This window comes from Thiobacillus thioparus DSM 505, from assembly GCF_000373385.1.
GTDB lineage: Bacteria > Pseudomonadota > Gammaproteobacteria > Burkholderiales > Thiobacillaceae > Thiobacillus > Thiobacillus thioparus.
Genome location: NZ_KB891317.1, coordinates 215,692 through 232,657, shown reverse-complemented (window position 1 = coordinate 232,657; position 16,966 = coordinate 215,692). Strand labels below are relative to the sequence as shown.

The window sequence follows — 16,966 nt, the reverse complement described above, 5'->3', positions numbered from 1 at the left end:
GAAGGAGATAACTGAAATGTCGCACAAGAAACTTGCCATGTTCGACCCGGCGTTGTTGAAGCCGGCGATCGTCGATTCATTCAGGAAGCTGAACCCCGCCGTACAGTGGCGCAACCCGGTGATGTTCGTGGTTTACGTCGGCAGCATCCTGACCACCGCGCTCTGGGCTCAGGCCCTGGCCGGACAGGGCGAAGCCCCGGCCGGATTCATCCTCGCCATTGCGCTCTGGTTGTGGTTCACGGTGCTGTTCGCCAACTTCGCCGAAGCGCTGGCCGAGGGCCGCAGCAAGGCCCAGGCGGCCTCGTTGCGCGGGCTGAAGAAAGAGACCCTGGCCAAAAAGATCAAGGGAGCGAACGCCACCGATACGTGGGTCACGGTGCCGGCAACGGACCTGCGCAAGGGCGATGTCTTCATCGTCCATTCCAGTGAGACCATTCCGGCCGACGGCGAGGTCATCGTAGGCGTGGCCTCGGTGGATGAATCGGCGATCACCGGCGAATCGGCGCCTGTCATCCGCGAAGCGGGCGGCGACTTCTCCGCCGTCACCGGCGGCACCCGCGTACTGTCCGACTGGCTGGTCGTGCGCGTGACGGTCAATCCGGGCGAGACCTTCGTCGACCGCATGATCGCCATGGTGGAAAACGCCAAACGCCAGAAGACGCCCAACGAGATCGCACTGACCATCCTGCTGGTGGCGCTGACCATCGTTTTCCTGGGCGTCACCGTCACCTTGCTGCCCTACTCGATGTTCGGCGTCAGTGTCGCGAAGGCCGGGACACCCATCTCCATCACGGTGCTCATCGCTTTGCTGGTCTGCCTGATCCCGACCACGATTGCCGGTCTACTGTCGGCCATCGGGGTCGCCGGCATGAGCCGCATGATGCAGGCCAATGTCATCGCCACCTCCGGCCGTGCGGTCGAAGCGGCGGGCGATGTCGATGTGTTGCTGCTGGACAAGACCGGCACGATTACGCTGGGCAATCGCCAGGCGACCAATTTCCTGCACGCCGCCGGCGTGAAGGAAGCGGCGCTGGCCGACGCAGCCCAACTTTCCTCGCTCGCCGACGAGACGCCGGAAGGTCGCAGCATCGTGGTTCTGGCCAAGGACAAGTTCAACCTGCGCGGCCGTGACGTGCGTGAACTGGGTGCCCATTTCGTGCATTTCACCGCCCAGACCCGCATGAGCGGCGTCGACCTCGACGGCCGCGAGATCCGCAAGGGAGCAGCCGAAGCGGTACGCGCCTATGTCGCGGAACGCGGCGGTCACTTCCCGCCCGAAGTGGAAATGATCGTCGAGCAGGTCGCCAAACGCGGCTCCACCCCGCTGGTGGTGGCCGAATCCGCCGGCGGTGGTGCCCGCGTGCTAGGCGTGGTGGAACTGAAGGACGTCGTCAAGGGCGGCATCAAGGAGCGTTTCGCCGAACTGCGCCGCATGGGCATCAAGACGGTGATGATCACCGGGGACAACCGCCTGACCGCCGCCTCCATCGCCGCCGAGGCGGGGGTGGACGACTTCCTGGCCGAGGCCACGCCGGAGGCCAAGTTGAAGCTCATCCGCGAATACCAGGCCGAAGGCCGGCTGGTGGCCATGACCGGCGACGGCACCAACGACGCGCCTGCACTCGCGCAGGCCGACGTAGCGGTGGCCATGAACACCGGCACGCAAGCGGCCAAGGAGGCCGGCAACATGGTCGACCTCGATTCCAACCCGACCAAGCTGATCGAGGTGGTGGAAACCGGCAAACAAATGTTAATGACGCGCGGTTCGCTCACCACCTTCTCCATCGCCAACGACGTCGCCAAGTATTTCGCCATCATCCCCGCAGCTTTCGTCACCACCTACCCGCAGCTCGCGGCGCTCAACGTCATGGGACTGGCCAGCCCGGCTTCCGCCATCCTGTCGGCGGTGATTTTCAATGCGCTGATCATCATGTTCCTGATCCCGCTGGCGCTGAAAGGCGTGAAATACCAACCCCGGGGCGCCGCCGCGCTGCTGCGTCGCAATCTGGCGGTCTATGGTCTGGGCGGGCTGATCGCGCCCTTCATCGGCATCAAGCTGATCGACATGCTCATCGCCGTTGCCGGGCTCGCCTGAGAAAGGAAAAAATCATGAAGACCCTGTTTCGTCCCGCCCTCACCCTGTTCGTCCTGTTGTCGGCCGTTACCGGCATTGTCTACCCTGTGGCGGTGACCGGAATCGCGAAAGTGCTGTTCCCCGACGCCGCAGAGGGCAGCCTGATCGTCGTGAACGGCAAGCCGGTCGGTTCGCGGCTGATCGGCCAGAACTTTACCGACCCGAAATACTTCTGGGGCCGCCCCTCGGCCACCGGCCCGATGCCCTACAACGCCAGCGCCTCCAGCGGCTCCAATCAGGGCCCGCTCAACCCGGCGCTGAAAGAGGCGGTCAAGGCCCGGATCGATGCGTTGAAGTCCTCCGACCCGAGCCAGACCGCGCCGATCCCGGAAGACCTCGTCACTGCCTCGGGCAGCGGCCTCGATCCTCAGATCAGCCCCGCCGCCGCGCGCTGGCAGGTCCCTCGCGTCGCCCGCATCCGCGGCCTGAACGTGGCCGCGGTGAACACGCTCATCGACGCCCATACCGAGGGGCGCCAACTCGGCCTGCTGGGCGAACCCCGGGTCAACGTGCTGGCGCTGAACCTGGCGCTGGACCGTCTGGCCAAACCCTAAGACCGCCATGGAACTCCAGAACTTCCTGATGGCTATCGCCGCACTCGTCATCCCCTTGCTCTTTGCATGGGTTGTTGTGACCTGCTTGACTAACAAACACCCCGAGAAACAAGAAAGGAAATCAAGTTAATGAAACTGCCCCACCCTATCTTCTCCCCCCTCGTCCTCATGGCCTCAATGGCGTCCCTGCCAGCGCTCGCCGAGGACAGCCCGCATACGCTGACGGCCAATATCGGCCTCACCAGCAACTATGTCTTCCGCGGCATTTCCCAGACCGGCGGCAAGCCTGCCATTCAGGGCGGCTTTGACTATACGCACGCCAGCGGTGTCTACCTTGGCACCTGGGGCTCCAATGTAAGCTGGCTGACGGAATTCCAGGGTTACACCGGCGGCAGCATGGAACTCGATCTCTACGGCGGCTACCGCAATACCATCGGACCGATCAGTTATGACGTGGGGGCGATCCGCTACATGTACCCGGGCAGCAAAAAAGACAGCGTTGTGGGTGCCTGGACCTCGGAGATTTATGGCTCGGTAGGCTGGAAATGGTTTACTGCCAAGTATTCCCACTATGTGAGTGACTCGGTGTTTGGCGTCGGCCCGAATACCAATGGCACCTACTATCTGGATATTTCCGGCAGCCTGCCTGTTGCAGACACCGGCATGACCCTGGGTGCGCATTGGGGCACCTTCAACTTCAAGAACGACGATCAGTTTATTGCCGCCTACGGCGTATCGCCGGATTACAAGGACTGGAAGATCAGTGCAACGTATGACCTCGGCAAGCTGGCCAAGCAGACGTCCGGCATGACCCTTGGCGTCGCGTACAGCGACACCAATGCCGAGAAAGCTTTCTGGACGAACACCGGGACGAGCAATACCGGCGAGTATCTGGGCAAAGCCACGGCCACTGCATGGATTTCCAAGACGTTCTAACTTGCTGACTCATTGGAACGGTGCAGGCGCCCCCTCCTATTCCCCCACCTGCAATCGATTCCACGTGGTTGATTGGCATACCCTGTCCAAGGCAGCGTAAATCTGGAGACGAACGTGAATCTGAATCCCTTGGCCGTGATCAAGTCTGGTTTGTTTATCGGCGCGAAAAAGCCCTCCGGATTGAACACGCTCGCCAGTTATCTCTCCCCGGAAAATATCTGCCTCGACGTCGCGGTCTCGAACAAGCTTGAGCTTTTCGATGTCATCGGTCGGCACATGGAGCGCGAGCATGCGCTCCCCCAGGAATGGGTAGCCCGGAGTCTATCGCGCCGCGAGCAGGCCGGTTCCACTGGCCTTGGAAAAGGTGTCGCCATCCCCCATGCCCGCGTCAAGGAGTTGGAACGGATGCAGGTTGCCTATATGCGCCTGAAGTCGCCCATCCCCTTCGATGCCCCGGACGGCAACCCGGTCATGGATATCCTGGTCCTGCTGGCGCCGAATCAGGCCGACGAGGAACACCTCAGAATTCTGGCCGATGCCACGCAGTTGTTCTCCGACTGCCGTTTTCGCGCACGCCTGCACCAGTGCGGTCACGCCTCGGAGGTCAAGCAGCTGTTCGCTTCCTGGAGCCAGCCCGTGGCCCCTTTCTTTAGCCGCGCTTAACGGTCCGGCGGCCAATCTTTACGACATCTTGACGCGGCTGCCGCTAGGATGAAACGCATCGTAACGACAGGAATTGACATGAGTATCACTCAGCAGAAAGAAGAGCCACCCCCCGCGTGTAACGACAAGATATGCATCGGCATCGCCCTGGTCGGGGAAGACATCCGGGTCGCGGCGCGCGCCGATGGCCGCGAGGTCGCACACGGCAGCTTCCCGGCCAGCGCCCTCGGTACCGCGGCCTTGCTTTGTTACCTGACCGATTGGCAGGCGCCATTGAGGCTTGCCGTGGCTACCGCGGGCGCCGCCGCCCTCGGCCTTGCCCTGGCAGTCGGCGCATCGCATGGCCGGGAGGTGTTCCTGGTTTCCGCACAAACCCATAGCGCGGCATCGGATCTTGCCCGCTATGCCGAACATGCCATTTGACCGCGCGGGGAAGTTGATGATCCACATTTGCCCAGTCTGCGGGAAGACACATGCGGTGAACCCTGCCCGTCACTCGGTGGCTTGGGGGCGCCAGTTCACGTGTTCCCCCGAGTGTGAGTCTGAGCGCCGCCGTCGCATGCGCAGGCAACTGTTTGAATCCTGCCCATTGCGTGTGCAGGACGGACGCTGAAAGTACACTGAGCTCATGCCTGCCAACGATCAAGACAACCGCCCCGACCCCGATACCCTGCTTGCCCGCATCGAGGCCGATACCGAACGCGAACAGAGGGGGAAGCTGAAGGTCTTTTTTGGCGCCTGTCCCGGCGTGGGCAAGACCTACGCCATGCTGAGCGCGGCACGGGCCCTGCAAAGCCAGGGGCGCGAGGTGGTGGTGGGCCTGGTGGAAACGCATGGACGTTCCGAGACCGCACAGTTACTGGACGGGCTCGAACTGTTGCCCCCCAAGGTCGTGGCCTACCAGGGAAGGGAGCTGCGCGAGTTCGACCTCGATGCGGCGCTCGCGCGCAAGCCCACCCTGCTCCTGGTGGACGAACTGGCGCATTCCAACGTGCCCGGCTCGCGCCATCCCAAGCGCTGGCAGGATGTCGAGGAACTGCTGGCAGCCGGCATCGACGTCTGGACCACGGTGAACGTGCAGCATCTGGAAAGCCTCAACGACATCGTCGGCAACATCACCGGCATCCAGGTGCGCGAGACCCTGCCGGATCGCGTGTTCGAGCAGGCAGCCGAAGTGGCCCTGGTCGACCTGACCCCGGACGAACTGATGCAGCGCATGAAGGAAGGCAAGGTCTACCTTCCCCAGCAGGCCGAGCGGGCGATCCGCAATTTCTTCCGCAAGGGCAATCTGATCGCCCTGCGCGAACTGGCCTTGCGCCGCACCGCCGACCGGGTGGATGCGCAGATGCGGGAATACCGCACCGACCAGGCCATCGAAACGGTGTGGCAGGCCAAGGAACGCCTGCTGGCCTGCATCGGCCCGGGCGCCGGCGGCGACCGGCTGGTGCGCGCTGCCGCCCGGCTGGCGGCGGACCTGCACGCCGACTGGATCGCCGTCTACGTCGAGACCCCCGCGCTGCAGCGCCTGTCCGAGGCCAACCGCGACAAGATTCTGAGGACACTGGCCCTGGCCCGCGAACTGGGTGCGGAGACGGCCACCCTCGCCGGGCAGGAGGACACCCAGACCCTGCTGGCCTATGCCGTCAGCCGCAACGTATCGAAACTGGTGGTAGGCAAGAGTTTGCGTACCGGCTTGTCGCGGATGCTCCGCGCCCCCCTGTCGGACCGCCTCTCCGCCCTGGCCGAGGATGTCGACGTCTATGTCGTCGCACATGAGGCAGAGGCCCGGTCTCCCGCGGAGGCGGTCTCCACGCCTTTCATTCTCGACCCGGAGTCCGTGCCCATGGCCCGGTGGCCGGGCTATGTCTGGGCCGGAGTAGCCTGCGCCCTCGCCACCGTGCTTGCCCAGGTGGTCAGTCCATGGCTCGATCTGGCCAACATCATCATGCTCTACCTGCTGGGCGTGGTCGCGGTGGCGGTCCGTTACGGACAGGGGCCTGCCATCCTGGCCTCCTTCCTCTGCGTACTGGCTTTTGATTTTTTCTTCGTGCCCCCGAAGCTTTCCTTCAGTGTGGCGGACACCCGTCACCTGCTGACATTCTCCATCATGCTGGGAGTAGGCCTGACGATCAGCAGGGTGGCGGCGAGCCTGCGCTATCAGACCCGCGTCGCCATGTACCGCGAGCGTCGTACCCGAGCGCTCAACGAACTGGGCCGGGAGTTGGCGGGGGCGCTTCTGCCGGCAGACATCGTGGACATCTCCCACCACCATCTGGAAGGCTTGTTCCAGTCGCAGGTCTGCATCCTGCTGCCTGACCTCCAGGAAAAACTGCATGCGCCCGCGCCCTTGCCCGGACACCAGGAGTTGCCGCTGGATCCGGCGATCGCCCAGTGGGTCTACGATCACCAGCAGCCCGCAGGGATGGGTACCCAGAGCCTGCCGGGCGCGCCCATGTACTACTTGCCGCTGAAGGCGCCGATGCGCACGCGGGGGGTGCTGGCCCTGCTGCCCAGCCAGAAACGGCTCCTGTTCCAGCCCGAGCAGGCCCGTCTGCTGGAGACCTTCGCCGCCCAGATCGCCCTGGCTCTGGAGCGGGTGCATTTCGTGGAAGTGGCGCAGGACGCCCTGGTGCGGATGGAGTCCGAACGGCTGCGCAACGGCCTGTTGTCCGCCCTGTCCCATGACCTGCGCACGCCGCTAACCGTGCTGGCGGGCTTGGCCGACTCCCTGCCGCTGGCCGGCCCGCCCTTGCCGGAAGCCCAGGCCGAGATCGCCCAGGCCATTCGCACCGAGTCCCTGCGGACCAGCACCCTGGTGAGCAACCTGCTGGATATGGCGCGCCTGCAGGAGGGCCACGTCCAGCTGAGGCGGGAATGGCAGCCCCTGGAGGAAGTGGTGGGCGCCTCGATGCAAATCCTGGCCATTCCCCTGGCGCGGCATGAAGTGGTTGTCAACCTGCCGGCGGACTTGCCCTTGCTGGAACTCGACAGCGTGCTCATGGAACGGGTGTTCTGCAACCTATTGGAGAACGCCGCGAAATACACGCCGGCAGGCAGCCGTATCGAGATCGCTGCCCGCAACGAGGGTGACCGCGTCACGATCACCGTCGCCGACAACGGACCGGGGCTGCCGCCCGGTCGAGAGGAAAGCCTGTTCGAGAAATTCACCCGTGGCCAGGACGAATCCTCCGTGGCGGGGGTCGGCCTCGGCCTTGCCATCGTGCGTGCCATCGTCCAGGCACACAAAGGAACGGTCAGAGGGGAAAATCGTCCCGAAGGCGGCGCCCGGTTCATCATCACCCTGCCCGCCGGCGAGCCGCCCGTCGTCGTCCCGGAGATCTGAACCTGAATGGAAGACCTGCATGCCGCTTCGCCCACCGTGGTCGTCATCGAAGACGAGCCCCAGATCCGCCGCTTCGTGCGCACCGCGCTGGAAGCCGAGGGCTGCCACGTGGTGGAAGCCGGCGAAGGGGAACGAGGACTGGTTGAGGCCGGCACGCGCAAGCCCGACCTGGTCATTCTCGACCTGGGCCTGCCGGACCGGGACGGCGTCGACGTGGTACGCGACCTGCGCAGCTGGTCTGCCGTTCCCATCCTGATTCTGTCCGCCCGCGTCGACGAGACCGACAAGGTGGCCGCCCTCGATGCCGGGGCAGACGACTACCTGACCAAGCCCTTTGGCGTGGCGGAACTGCTGGCACGGGTGCGCGCGCTGTTGCGGCGCGCCCGCCTGGCCGGCGGCGAAGGGCCACTGGTCACATTCGGCGAGGTCACGGTGGACCTGGCCCGCCGCCAGGTCCACCGTGGCGACTCGGAGGTCCATCTCACGCCTATCGAATACCGGCTGCTCGCCCTGCTCATCGCCAATGTCGGCCGGGTGCTCACTCACCGGCAGCTGCTGCGGGAAGTCTGGGGCCCCAGTCATGCCGAGGATACCCACTACCTGCGCGTCTACATGACAGGGCTGCGTCGCAAGCTGGAGGCGAACCCGACTCTGCCTCGCCACATCCGCACCGAATCCGGCGTGGGCTATCGCCTCGTGGCCGACACATAATTGGAATGTATTTCCACTACTCGCCATGCTCGCGCAGACCGAGCGACCCGCAGCCGGAAAGTGGACTGTAGCGGCGACTATCCTGATCCGCCACTCTCGGTTGCACCCAGCCATAATTGGCTGCAACGTTTCAAACCCTGTTCGCCCCGAGATAAACCTCAAGCTTCGCCAGGTGCTGCTTGCCCCCCTCGATGGCACCGTATTTCTCAACCACTTCGTCGCGGGATTCCCTGCTGGGGAAAAGCTGGCGCAGCGTGATCAGGGTACCGCTGCCGGTTTCCTGCAGGGTGATACAGGTCTCGAACCATATCCGCTGGCCATCGCCGTGGTCGAAGACCAGCCTGGACGGCGGGGTGATTTCCTTGAATACGGCGTGGTTGGGGTAGCGGGTGCCCTCGGGTCCGACCATCTCGAATGTCCACGCGCCGCCGACCCGGAAATCCATGGTCACGTTTTCGTTCCTGAAGCCGTCCGGACCCCACCAGCGGTTCTGGTGTTCGGGCACGGTCATGGCTTTCCAGACCCGTTCCCGGGCAAATGGTACTTCGCGCTGAAGGACCAGCTCGCGTTCGTTTTCGCTCGGTTTCATCGTTTATTTCCTTAAAAGATCCGGATCGTGCGGGGCCGCATGATCAAATGCCTCGCTTGACCATGGCGACCAGTTGGTCGAGCGCCACGCCCCAGCCTGCTTCAAAGCCCATGGCGGCGTGCGTCCGGCACCCTGCCTCGTCTGCATGAATGACGGTGGCGCGGTAGCGGGTGCCGTTTTCGCCATGTGGGGCCATTTCAACCTTGGCGGTGAACATGAATTCGGCGGATTCATCGCCGCAGGGGGCGTTCATCAATGCGGGCCGGAAGCCGGGCAACAAGGCATTGGTCCAGACGAGTTTTTCGTTTTTGACCGTCTCCAAGTAGCAGCCGGTATTGGGAAACGCCTTGCCCTCGGGCGACTGCATGGTGGTGCGAAAAATGCCGCCGGGGCGCACATCGACTTCGGCATCGATCGTCTTCCATGGCAAGGGGCAGAACCATTGCTTGATCAACTCGGGTTCGGTCCAGGCGCGCCAAACCAGCTGGGGCGGCACATCGACGATGCGCTCAAAAGTCAAATCCAATTTGCTGTTGAAGTTCGTTGTCATCTGTTTTCTCCTTGGTTGTGGGCTGGTTGCCTGCGGATCGTAGGGCGTGCTCGGGTTGTTTAGGGCTTGAGGCAGATTGGGATCGCTTGCCGGCACTTCTTTTGGCCTTGCCCGGCGTATCGATGGGCTTGCCTGCATCGGGGTTGGAAGCCGTTTCCTGTGCCGGCCTGGCCGCGGATCCACTGGCGTGCAGTTCCTGCAGATAGGCATCCAGACGGTCCAGGCGTCCTTCCCACAGTTGCCTGTACTGCTCGATCCAGTCAACCGCCTGCTTGAGTTGCTCGCCATCGATCTTGCAGGGGCGTTGTTGCGCATGGCGGGTCTTGATCAACAAACCTGCTTTTTCCAGCACCTTGATGTGTTTCGAGACGGCGGGCAGGCTCATCTTGAAGGGCGCGGCAAGCTCGTTCACCGAGGCCTCGCCCTGCACCAGACGCGCCAGCATTGCCCGCCGGGTGGGGTCTGACAGGGCCGCAAAGGTCATGCTCAAGGTGTCGGTTGCAGGGCTCATCGTACTTTCTCGCAAGGTTAATTAACCTTTTGGTTAACTATAGGACGAAGGAAGTCATTCGTCAAAGGCCGCGGCCAGCGGCCGGGGGTCAGCCCTCCGCCACCACCCCCAACACCGCCTCCCCATACGCTTCCAGTTTCTTCGTCCCCAATCCCGATATCTCGCCCAGTTCCGCCAGCGTGGCGGGGCGGCGGGCAGCGATTTCGCGCAGGGTGGCGTCGTGCAGGATGACGTAGGCGGGCACTCCCTTTTCGTTGGCGGTTTCGCGGCGCCAGGTGCGCAGGGCAAGGAAGAGCGGATCTTCGTCGTCGTGGACGCCTGCGCCGGAACTGGGGGCGAGACGCGACTTCCTGCGGGACGACGCGGCGGCAATGGCGCGCAGCATGACGGTTTCTTCACCCTTCAGCACAGGCCGGGCGGCGGCAGTGAGTTTCAAGGCGCCGTAGGTAGTGTGGTCCACTTCGAGCAGGCCGCGCACGACGAGTTGCCGCAGCACGGCGCGCCAGACCTTGTCGGTCTGGCCGGCGCCGATGCCGAATACGCTCAACTGGCCGTGGCCGAAGCGCTCGATTTTCTCGGTGGTCTTGCCGAGCAGCACGTCGATGACGTGGCCGGCGCCGAAGCGCTGGCCGGTTCGGTAGACCGTGCTCAAGAGCTTCTGCGCGGCTTCGGTGCCGTCCCACAGCGTCGGCGGGTTGAGGCAGACATCGCAGTTGCCACAGGGCTGGCTGGCTTCGCCGAAGTAGCTCAGCAATGCGACGCGACGGCAGCTGGCGGCCTCGCACAGGCCGACCAGGGCATCGAGCTTGGCATGGCCGATGCGCTTGTGCGCGTCCTCGGCCTCGCCCTCGTCGATGAAGCGGCGCTGGGTGACGACGTCCTGCAGTCCCCACGCCATCCACGCTTCCGCCGGCTCGCCATCACGACCGGCGCGGCCGGTTTCCTGGTAGTAACCCTCGACCGAACGCGGCAGGTCGAGGTGCGCGACGAAGCGCACGTCGGGCTTGTCGATGCCCATGCCGAACGCGAGGGTGGCGACCATGACGACGCCGTCCTCGCGCAGGAATTTTTCCTGGTGGCGGCGGCGCGTGTCGTTGTCCATGCCGCCGTGGTAGGGCAGCGCGGTGAAGCCGGCCTGCTTGAGTCCGTCCGCCGTCTCCTCGACCTTCTTGCGCGTGCTGCAATAGATGATGCCCGCCTCGCCTTTGTGCTCGTCCAGGAAATCCAGCAACTGCCGGCGCGGGTCGGATTTTTCGGCAATGCGATAACGGATGTTGGGGCGGTCGAAGCTGGCGACGAACACGCGTGCGGCGCCGAGATCGAGCCGGGTGAGGATTTCGGCGCGCGTCGCGGTATCGGCCGTGGCGGTGAGCGCGATGCGCGGCACGGCGGGAAACCTCTCGTGCAAGGCCGAGAGGCCGAGGTATTCCGGGCGGAAGTCGTGTCCCCATTGCGACACGCAATGCGCCTCGTCAATGGCGAACAGCGACACGCGGGCCTGTTCGAGCAGGCTTTGAAAGCGCGGGGTAAGGAGGCGCTCGGGCGCGACATACAGGAGCTTGAGCTGCCCGGAAACGAATTCGCGTTCAACTTGCGCGGCCGTTGCGCCCTCCTGGCTGGAGTTTAAAAACTCGGCGGCGATGCCCAGTTCTTTGAGCGCCGCGACCTGATCCTGCATCAGCGCGATCAACGGCGACACCACCACGGCACAGCCGTCGCGCAGTAGCGCCGGAATCTGGAAGCACAGCGATTTGCCGCCGCCGGTGGGCATCAGCACCAGGGCGTCGCCGCCCGCCACAACGGTGTCGACAATGGCCGCCTGCTCGCCGCGAAATGCGGGGTAGCCGAAGATGCGGTTGAGCAGGCTTAAAGGGGTATCGGGCATGTAGGAAACGGGCTTGCGGACGGGCGATTCTGACCGCCCAGCTGGGAAATCAGGGAGTTACATCGGATATAATTGTGTCACGTTTTGCTCGGTTCTTTGCCGTGCCCCAAGGTTTGCCACGAAGAAAACCCCGCACCGAGGCTGCTGTCCTTTCCGGCTTCAACCTCCATACCGATACCCACTCAGACCCCGACATGAACACCGAAACCAACGCCCCTGCCCTCGACGTAAACGGAGTTTCGACGAAACCGGCAAATGCCGAATCAGAAAACCTGAGTCAAAACCAGATCATCGCCGAGCGCCGCGCCAAGCTGGCCGCGATTCGCGAGGCGGGCGTCGCCTTCCCCAACGACTTCGAGCGTCACGACTACGCCGGCAAGCTGGCCGCTGCCCACGGCGACAAGTCCAAGGAGGCGCTGGAAGCCGAGGCCATCCAGGTCCAGCTCGCCGGACGCATGATGCTGAAGCGCGTGATGGGCAAGGCCAGTTTCGCCACACTGCAGGACATGAGCGGTCGCATCCAGGTCTATGTGTCGAACGACCTCACCGGGCTTGATGCGCACGATGCCTTCAAGCACTGGGACCTCGGCGATTTCATCGGCGCCACCGGAACCCTGTTCAAGACCAACAAGGGCGAGTTGACCATTCAGGCGAAGTCGATCCGCCTGCTGTCGAAGGCGCTGCGCCCGCTGCCGGAAAAATTCCACGGTCTCGCCGACCAGGAACAGAAATACCGTCAGCGTTACCTCGACCTCATCACCAACGACGACGCGCGCGAGACCTTCAAGCGCCGCTCGAAGATCATCCAGGCCATTCGCGCCTTCATGGTCGAGCGCGACTTCCTCGAAGTCGAGACGCCGATGATGCACCCCATCCCCGGCGGCGCGGCGGCCAAGCCTTTCGCCACGCACCACAACGCGCTCGACATGGAACTGTTCCTGCGCATCGCACCCGAGCTGTATCTCAAGCGCCTGGTGGTCGGCGGCTTCGAGAAGGTGTTTGAGATCAACCGCAACTTCCGCAACGAAGGACTGTCGACACGGCACAACCCCGAGTTCACCATGATGGAATTCTATGAGGCCTATCGCGACTACCGCTACCTGATGGACCTCACCGAGTCGCTGATCCGCGCCGCCGCGGTCGCCGCCACCGGCTCGACCACGGTCACCTATCAGGGCAACGAAATCGAGCTCGGCAAGCCGTTCGATCGCCTCACCATCGTCGAGGCGATCCAAAAATACAATCCTCACTACACGGTCGAACAGTTGAACGACCGCGATTGGCTGGTCTCGCAGTTCACCGCGATGAAAGCCAAGTACCGCCCGCAGGACGGCATCGGCGGCCTGCAGCTGTCGTTCTTCGAGGAAACCACCGAGGCGCTGCTGATCCAGCCCACCTTCATCATCGACTACCCGGCCGAGGTCTCGCCGCTGGCGCGTCGCTCCGACAGCCAGCCCGACATCACCGAGCGCTTTGAACTGTTCATCACCGGGCGCGAAATGGCCAACGGCTTCTCCGAGCTCAATGACGCCGAAGACCAAGCCGAGCGCTTCATGGAGCAGGTGCGGCAGAAGGAAGCCGGCGACGAGGAGGCGATGCACTACGACGCCGACTTCATCCGCGCGCTGGAGCATGGCCTACCACCCACCGGCGGCTGCGGCATCGGCATCGACCGCCTGGTGATGCTCTTGACCGACTCGCCCTCCATCCGCGACGTCATCCTCTTCCCGCAAATGCGGCGGGAAAGTTAAATGAGCCCGCAGATGCGGCGCGAAGGCTGATCCAGCCGCCATGTGGCAATACGCGCTCAAGATCGGCCTGTCCGCGCTGATCCTCGTCGCAGTGGCCGAAGTGGCCAAGCGCAGCACCTTCTGGGCAGCCGCCTTGGCCTCGCTGCCGCTCACCTCGCTGCTGGCCTTTGTCTGGCTGTATCTCGACACCGGCGACGTGCAGAAGGTCGCCACGCTTGCCGGCGGCATCTTCTGGCTGGTGTTGCCCTCGCTGCTGCTGTTCGTGCTGCTGCCCATTCTGCTGCGCCTCGGGTGGGGATTCTGGACGAGCCTGGCCGTGTCCAGCGCCGCCACGGCGCTGGCCTACGTCGGCATGATCAGACTGCTGAGCCTGTTCGGCGTGCGGCTGTAAAGCGAGTCTGCAGGCGCGTCCGTGCGTGATCGCTTCCGGTAAAATCAAGCCTCCAAACCTTTTCGCAGCCATTCATTTTTACGAGTCGCCCCAACATGACCGACGTCTTCAATTCCAATGATTCCTTTTCCACCGGCACCGGGACGGTCCGCTTCGCCTCGCTGAAAAAGCTGGAGGCCGCGCTCGGCATGTCGGTGGCACGCTTGCCGGTGTCGCTCCGCGTCGTGCTGGAGTCGGTGCTACGCAACTGCGACGGCGTCAAGGTCACGCCCGAACATGTCAAGCAGCTGGCGGGCTGGAAGCCGAACGCCGCGCGCACCGAAGAAATCCCCTTCACCGTCGCGCGGGTGATCCTGCAGGACTTCACCGGCGTGCCGCTGCTGGCCGACCTTGCCGCGATGCGCTCGGCTGCGGAAAAAATGGGCAAGAACCCGAAGAAGATCGAGCCGCTGGTTCCGGTCGACATGGTGGTCGACCACTCGATCCAGGTCGATGCCGCGGGCACGCATGACGCGCTCGACCTCAACATGAAGATCGAATTCGAGCGCAACCGCGAGCGCTACCAGTTCCTCAAGTGGGGCATGCAGGCGTTCGACACGTTCAAGGTCGTGCCACCCGGCGTCGGCATCGTGCACCAGGTCAACATGGAATACCTGGCACGCGGCGTGATGGAAAAGGACGGCATGGCCTACCCCGACACACTGGTCGGAACCGATTCGCATACCACGATGATCAACGGCCTCGGCATCGTCGCCTGGGGCGTCGGCGGCATCGAGGCGGAAGCGGCGATGCTCGGCCAGCCGGTGTATTTCCTCACCCCCGATGTCGTCGGCGTCAACCTCAAGGGCGCGGCCAGGCCCGGCGTCACCGCCACCGACGTGGTGCTGACCGTCACCGAGATGCTGCGCCGCGCGAAAGTCGTCGGCAAGTTCGTCGAGTTCTTCGGCGAGGGCGTGGCCGCCATGTCGGTGACCGACCGCGCAACCATCGCCAACATGGCGCCGGAATACGGCGCGACCATGGGCTTCTTCCCGGTCGACGAAGCCACCTGCCAGTACTTCGCCGCCACTGGGCGCCCGGTCGCACAAGTGGACACGATCCGCGCCTACTACCAGGCGCAGGGCCTGTTCGGCATCCCCAAGGCGGACGACATCGATTATTCGCAGGTGCTGGAGCTCGACCTCTCAACCGTTGAACCCAGCGTCGCCGGCCCCAAGCGGCCACAGGATCGCATCGCGCTGGCCGGCCTGAAATCCGCATTCGCCAGCCTGATGGATAAGGCTGTGGGCGACGGCGGCTACGGCAAGGCCGGCGAACTGGGCCGGCGCCATGCCCTGCCCGCCTCGAGCCACAACCTTGTTGATCTCGCCGGCGGTGGCAACCAGGACGAAATCGCCCCGGTACCGGCGGCGGAAGAGGAAATGCTGGACAGTCACCCCTCGCCCGACCACGTCGTGGCCGACCCCACCACCGTGTTCAAGGACGGCAACGACAGCCTCGGCCATGGCGACGTCGTGATTGCCGCGATCACCTCCTGTACCAACACCTCCAACCCCGGCGTGATGCTGGCCGCCGGCCTGCTGGCGAAGAAAGCCGCCGCACTCGGCCTGAAGCCGCCCGCGCACGTCAAGACCTCGCTCGGCCCCGGCTCGCGCGCGGTCACCGAATACCTGAACAAGGCCGGGCTGATGGACGCGCTTGAGGAGGTCGGCTTTTCCGTGGTGGGCTACGGCTGCACCACCTGCATCGGCAACTCCGGCCCGCTGAAGCCGGAGATCGACAAAGCCATCGCCGACAATGACCTCGTCGTCGCGTCGGTGCTGTCGGGCAACCGCAACTTCGAGGCGCGCGTGCACCAGGCGGTCAAGGCCAACTTCCTGATGTCGCCGCCGCTGGTCGTCGCCTTTGCGCTGGCCGGCCGCGTCGACATCGACTTCGAGAAAGAGGCGCTCGGCACCGGCAAGGATGGCCGGCCGGTGTACCTGAAAGACTTGTGGCCCAGCGCCGCCGACGTCGCCGCGGTGATGGGCGCCGCCACCGATGCCGCCGCCTACCGCAGGATCTACGCCGACGTCGGCGCCGACAATCCGCTGTGGGATGCCGTCTCCGCCCCCACCGGCACGGTCTACGAGTGGGACGCGAAATCGACCTACATCCAGCAGCCGCCGTTCTTCGCGGGCAGCAAGGCAGCCAGCGGCGGCATCCGCGGCGCCCGTGCGCTGGCGATCTTCGGCGATTCGGTCACGACCGACCACATCAGCCCCGCCGGCGGCATCAAGCCGACCTCACCGGCCGGCGTGTACCTCACCGGGCACGGCGTGCAGAAAGTGGATTTCAACAGCTACGGCGCGCGCCGCGGCAACCACGAAGTCATGATGCGCGGCACCTTCGCCAACGTGCGCATCAAGAACCTGATGATCCCCGGCTCCGAGGGCGGAATCACGCTGAAAGGCAGCGAACAGAAACCGATCTACGACGCCGCCATGCAATACCAGGCTGAGGGCATGCCGCTGATGATCTTCGCCGGCGAGGAATACGGCACGGGCTCTTCCCGCGACTGGGCGGCCAAGGGCACCACCCTGCTCGGCGTGAAGGCCGTCGTCGCCAAGAGCTTCGAGCGCATCCACCGCGCCAACCTCGCCGGCATGGGCGTGCTGCCCTGCCAGTTCAAGGACGGCACCGATGCGGCCACGCTCAAGCTCGACGGCAGCGAAACCTTCGATCTCGAAGGCACCGAGGCGGGCATCACGCCACAGCAGGACGTGACGCTGGTGATCCACCGCGCCAACGGCAAAATGGAACGCGTCGCGCTCACGCTGCGCATCGACACGCCGATCGAAGTCGAGTACTACAACAAGGGCGGCATCCTGCCCTTCGTGCTCGAACAACTAGTGGGATAAATCCGGTATGCACAGCTCCCAAGGACAAGGGGCCGCCAGCGAAATAAA

General features: G+C 64.2%; 14 protein-coding genes. 10 read left to right on the top strand and 4 right to left on the bottom strand.

The annotated features are described in order from the left end of the window. The first annotated feature begins 16 nt into the window (after window positions 1–16). From kdpB to kdpE, 7 genes are all read left to right on the top strand, one after another. On the top strand, window positions 17–2,095 hold the full coding sequence (kdpB, locus tag B058_RS0106830; protein WP_018507733.1) for a potassium-transporting ATPase subunit KdpB: 2,079 nt from the start codon (window positions 17–19) through the stop codon (window positions 2,093–2,095). Window positions 2,096–2,109: 14 nt separating this feature from the next. Beyond that, the gene (gene kdpC, locus B058_RS0106825) at window positions 2,110–2,688 is read left to right on the top strand and encodes a potassium-transporting ATPase subunit KdpC (RefSeq protein ID WP_018507732.1); all 579 of its coding nucleotides are present in this window, start codon (window positions 2,110–2,112) and stop codon (window positions 2,686–2,688) included. A gap of 129 nt (window positions 2,689–2,817) precedes the next feature. Next, on the top strand, window positions 2,818–3,624 hold the full coding sequence (locus tag B058_RS0106815; RefSeq protein WP_018507730.1) for a TorF family putative porin: 807 nt from the start codon (window positions 2,818–2,820) through the stop codon (window positions 3,622–3,624). Between the two features lie 114 nt (window positions 3,625–3,738). Then, window positions 3,739–4,287 carry a PTS sugar transporter subunit IIA gene (locus tag B058_RS0106810; RefSeq protein ID WP_018507729.1) on the top strand — a complete coding sequence of 183 codons (549 nt, stop codon included), beginning with the start codon at window positions 3,739–3,741 and terminating at the stop codon, window positions 4,285–4,287. 78 nt (window positions 4,288–4,365) lie between these two features. After that, on the top strand, window positions 4,366–4,710 hold the full coding sequence (locus tag B058_RS0106805; protein WP_018507728.1) for a hypothetical protein: 345 nt from the start codon (window positions 4,366–4,368) through the stop codon (window positions 4,708–4,710). 205 nt (window positions 4,711–4,915) lie between these two features. Beyond that, a complete protein-coding gene (kdpD, locus tag B058_RS0106800) occupies window positions 4,916–7,630 on the top strand; it encodes a two-component system sensor histidine kinase KdpD (protein ID WP_018507727.1) in 2,715 nt (904 codons plus the stop codon). Window positions 7,631–7,636: 6 nt separating this feature from the next. Beyond that, window positions 7,637–8,341, top strand: a complete 705-nt coding sequence (gene kdpE / locus B058_RS0106795) for a two-component system response regulator KdpE (RefSeq protein ID WP_018507726.1) — start codon at window positions 7,637–7,639, stop codon at window positions 8,339–8,341. Between the two features lie 130 nt (window positions 8,342–8,471). Here the strand turns inward: kdpE and B058_RS0106790 are convergent, their stop codons facing one another. The 4 genes from B058_RS0106790 to recQ form a co-directional block, all read right to left on the bottom strand. Then, entirely contained in the window at window positions 8,472–8,930 is a 459-nt protein-coding gene (locus tag B058_RS0106790) for an SRPBCC domain-containing protein (RefSeq protein ID WP_018507725.1), read from the bottom strand. A gap of 43 nt (window positions 8,931–8,973) precedes the next feature. Continuing rightward, window positions 8,974–9,480, bottom strand: a complete 507-nt coding sequence (locus tag B058_RS0106785; RefSeq protein ID WP_026240711.1) for an SRPBCC family protein — start codon at window positions 9,478–9,480, stop codon at window positions 8,974–8,976. Further along, complete coding sequence (locus tag B058_RS17505) at window positions 9,440–9,964, bottom strand: ArsR/SmtB family transcription factor (protein WP_281166667.1); 525 nt, start codon at window positions 9,962–9,964, stop codon at window positions 9,440–9,442. Before B058_RS17505 ends, B058_RS0106785 begins: the two co-directional genes overlap by 41 nt. A 115-nt stretch (window positions 9,965–10,079) precedes the next feature. Continuing rightward, window positions 10,080–11,876, bottom strand: coding sequence for a DNA helicase RecQ (gene recQ, locus B058_RS0106775; protein WP_018507722.1), 1,797 nt, complete (start codon window positions 11,874–11,876; stop codon window positions 10,080–10,082). A gap of 194 nt (window positions 11,877–12,070) precedes the next feature. Here recQ and lysS point away from each other — a divergent pair, with 194 nt between their 5' ends. The 3 genes from lysS (at window position 12,071) to acnA (ending at window position 16,918) form a co-directional block, all read left to right on the top strand. After that, window positions 12,071–13,627: a lysine--tRNA ligase gene (gene lysS / locus B058_RS0106770; protein ID WP_018507721.1), complete on the top strand. Its 1,557-nt coding sequence runs from the start codon at window positions 12,071–12,073 to the stop codon at window positions 13,625–13,627. Between the two features lie 40 nt (window positions 13,628–13,667). Further along, window positions 13,668–14,018, top strand: coding sequence for a DUF3147 family protein (locus B058_RS0106765; protein WP_018507720.1), 351 nt, complete (start codon window positions 13,668–13,670; stop codon window positions 14,016–14,018). A gap of 95 nt (window positions 14,019–14,113) precedes the next feature. Then, a complete protein-coding gene (gene acnA / locus B058_RS0106760) occupies window positions 14,114–16,918 on the top strand; it encodes an aconitate hydratase (RefSeq protein ID WP_018507719.1) in 2,805 nt (934 codons plus the stop codon). Window positions 16,919–16,966: the final 48 nt, after the last annotated feature.

What these genes read in the sequence shown, in the direction of transcription:
- acnA (WP_018507719.1), top strand. Translation starts at nt 14,114, where the DNA reads ATGACCGACGTCTTCAATTCCAATGATTCCTTTTCCACCGGCACCGGG.
- kdpE (WP_018507726.1), top strand. Translation starts at nt 7,637, where the DNA reads ATGGAAGACCTGCATGCCGCTTCGCCCACCGTGGTCGTCATCGAAGAC.
- lysS (WP_018507721.1), top strand. Translation starts at nt 12,071, where the DNA reads ATGAACACCGAAACCAACGCCCCTGCCCTCGACGTAAACGGAGTTTCG.
- B058_RS0106815 (WP_018507730.1), top strand. Translation starts at nt 2,818, where the DNA reads ATGAAACTGCCCCACCCTATCTTCTCCCCCCTCGTCCTCATGGCCTCA.
- kdpD (WP_018507727.1), top strand. Translation starts at nt 4,916, where the DNA reads ATGCCTGCCAACGATCAAGACAACCGCCCCGACCCCGATACCCTGCTT.
- B058_RS0106790 (WP_018507725.1), bottom strand. Translation starts at nt 8,930, where the DNA reads ATGAAACCGAGCGAAAACGAACGCGAGCTGGTCCTTCAGCGCGAAGTA.
- B058_RS0106785 (WP_026240711.1), bottom strand. Translation starts at nt 9,480, where the DNA reads ATGACAACGAACTTCAACAGCAAATTGGATTTGACTTTTGAGCGCATC.
- B058_RS0106805 (WP_018507728.1), top strand. Translation starts at nt 4,366, where the DNA reads ATGAGTATCACTCAGCAGAAAGAAGAGCCACCCCCCGCGTGTAACGAC.
- B058_RS0106765 (WP_018507720.1), top strand. Translation starts at nt 13,668, where the DNA reads ATGTGGCAATACGCGCTCAAGATCGGCCTGTCCGCGCTGATCCTCGTC.
- kdpC (WP_018507732.1), top strand. Translation starts at nt 2,110, where the DNA reads ATGAAGACCCTGTTTCGTCCCGCCCTCACCCTGTTCGTCCTGTTGTCG.
- kdpB (WP_018507733.1), top strand. Translation starts at nt 17, where the DNA reads ATGTCGCACAAGAAACTTGCCATGTTCGACCCGGCGTTGTTGAAGCCG.
- B058_RS17505 (WP_281166667.1), bottom strand. Translation starts at nt 9,964, where the DNA reads ATGACCTTTGCGGCCCTGTCAGACCCCACCCGGCGGGCAATGCTGGCG.
- recQ (WP_018507722.1), bottom strand. Translation starts at nt 11,876, where the DNA reads ATGCCCGATACCCCTTTAAGCCTGCTCAACCGCATCTTCGGCTACCCC.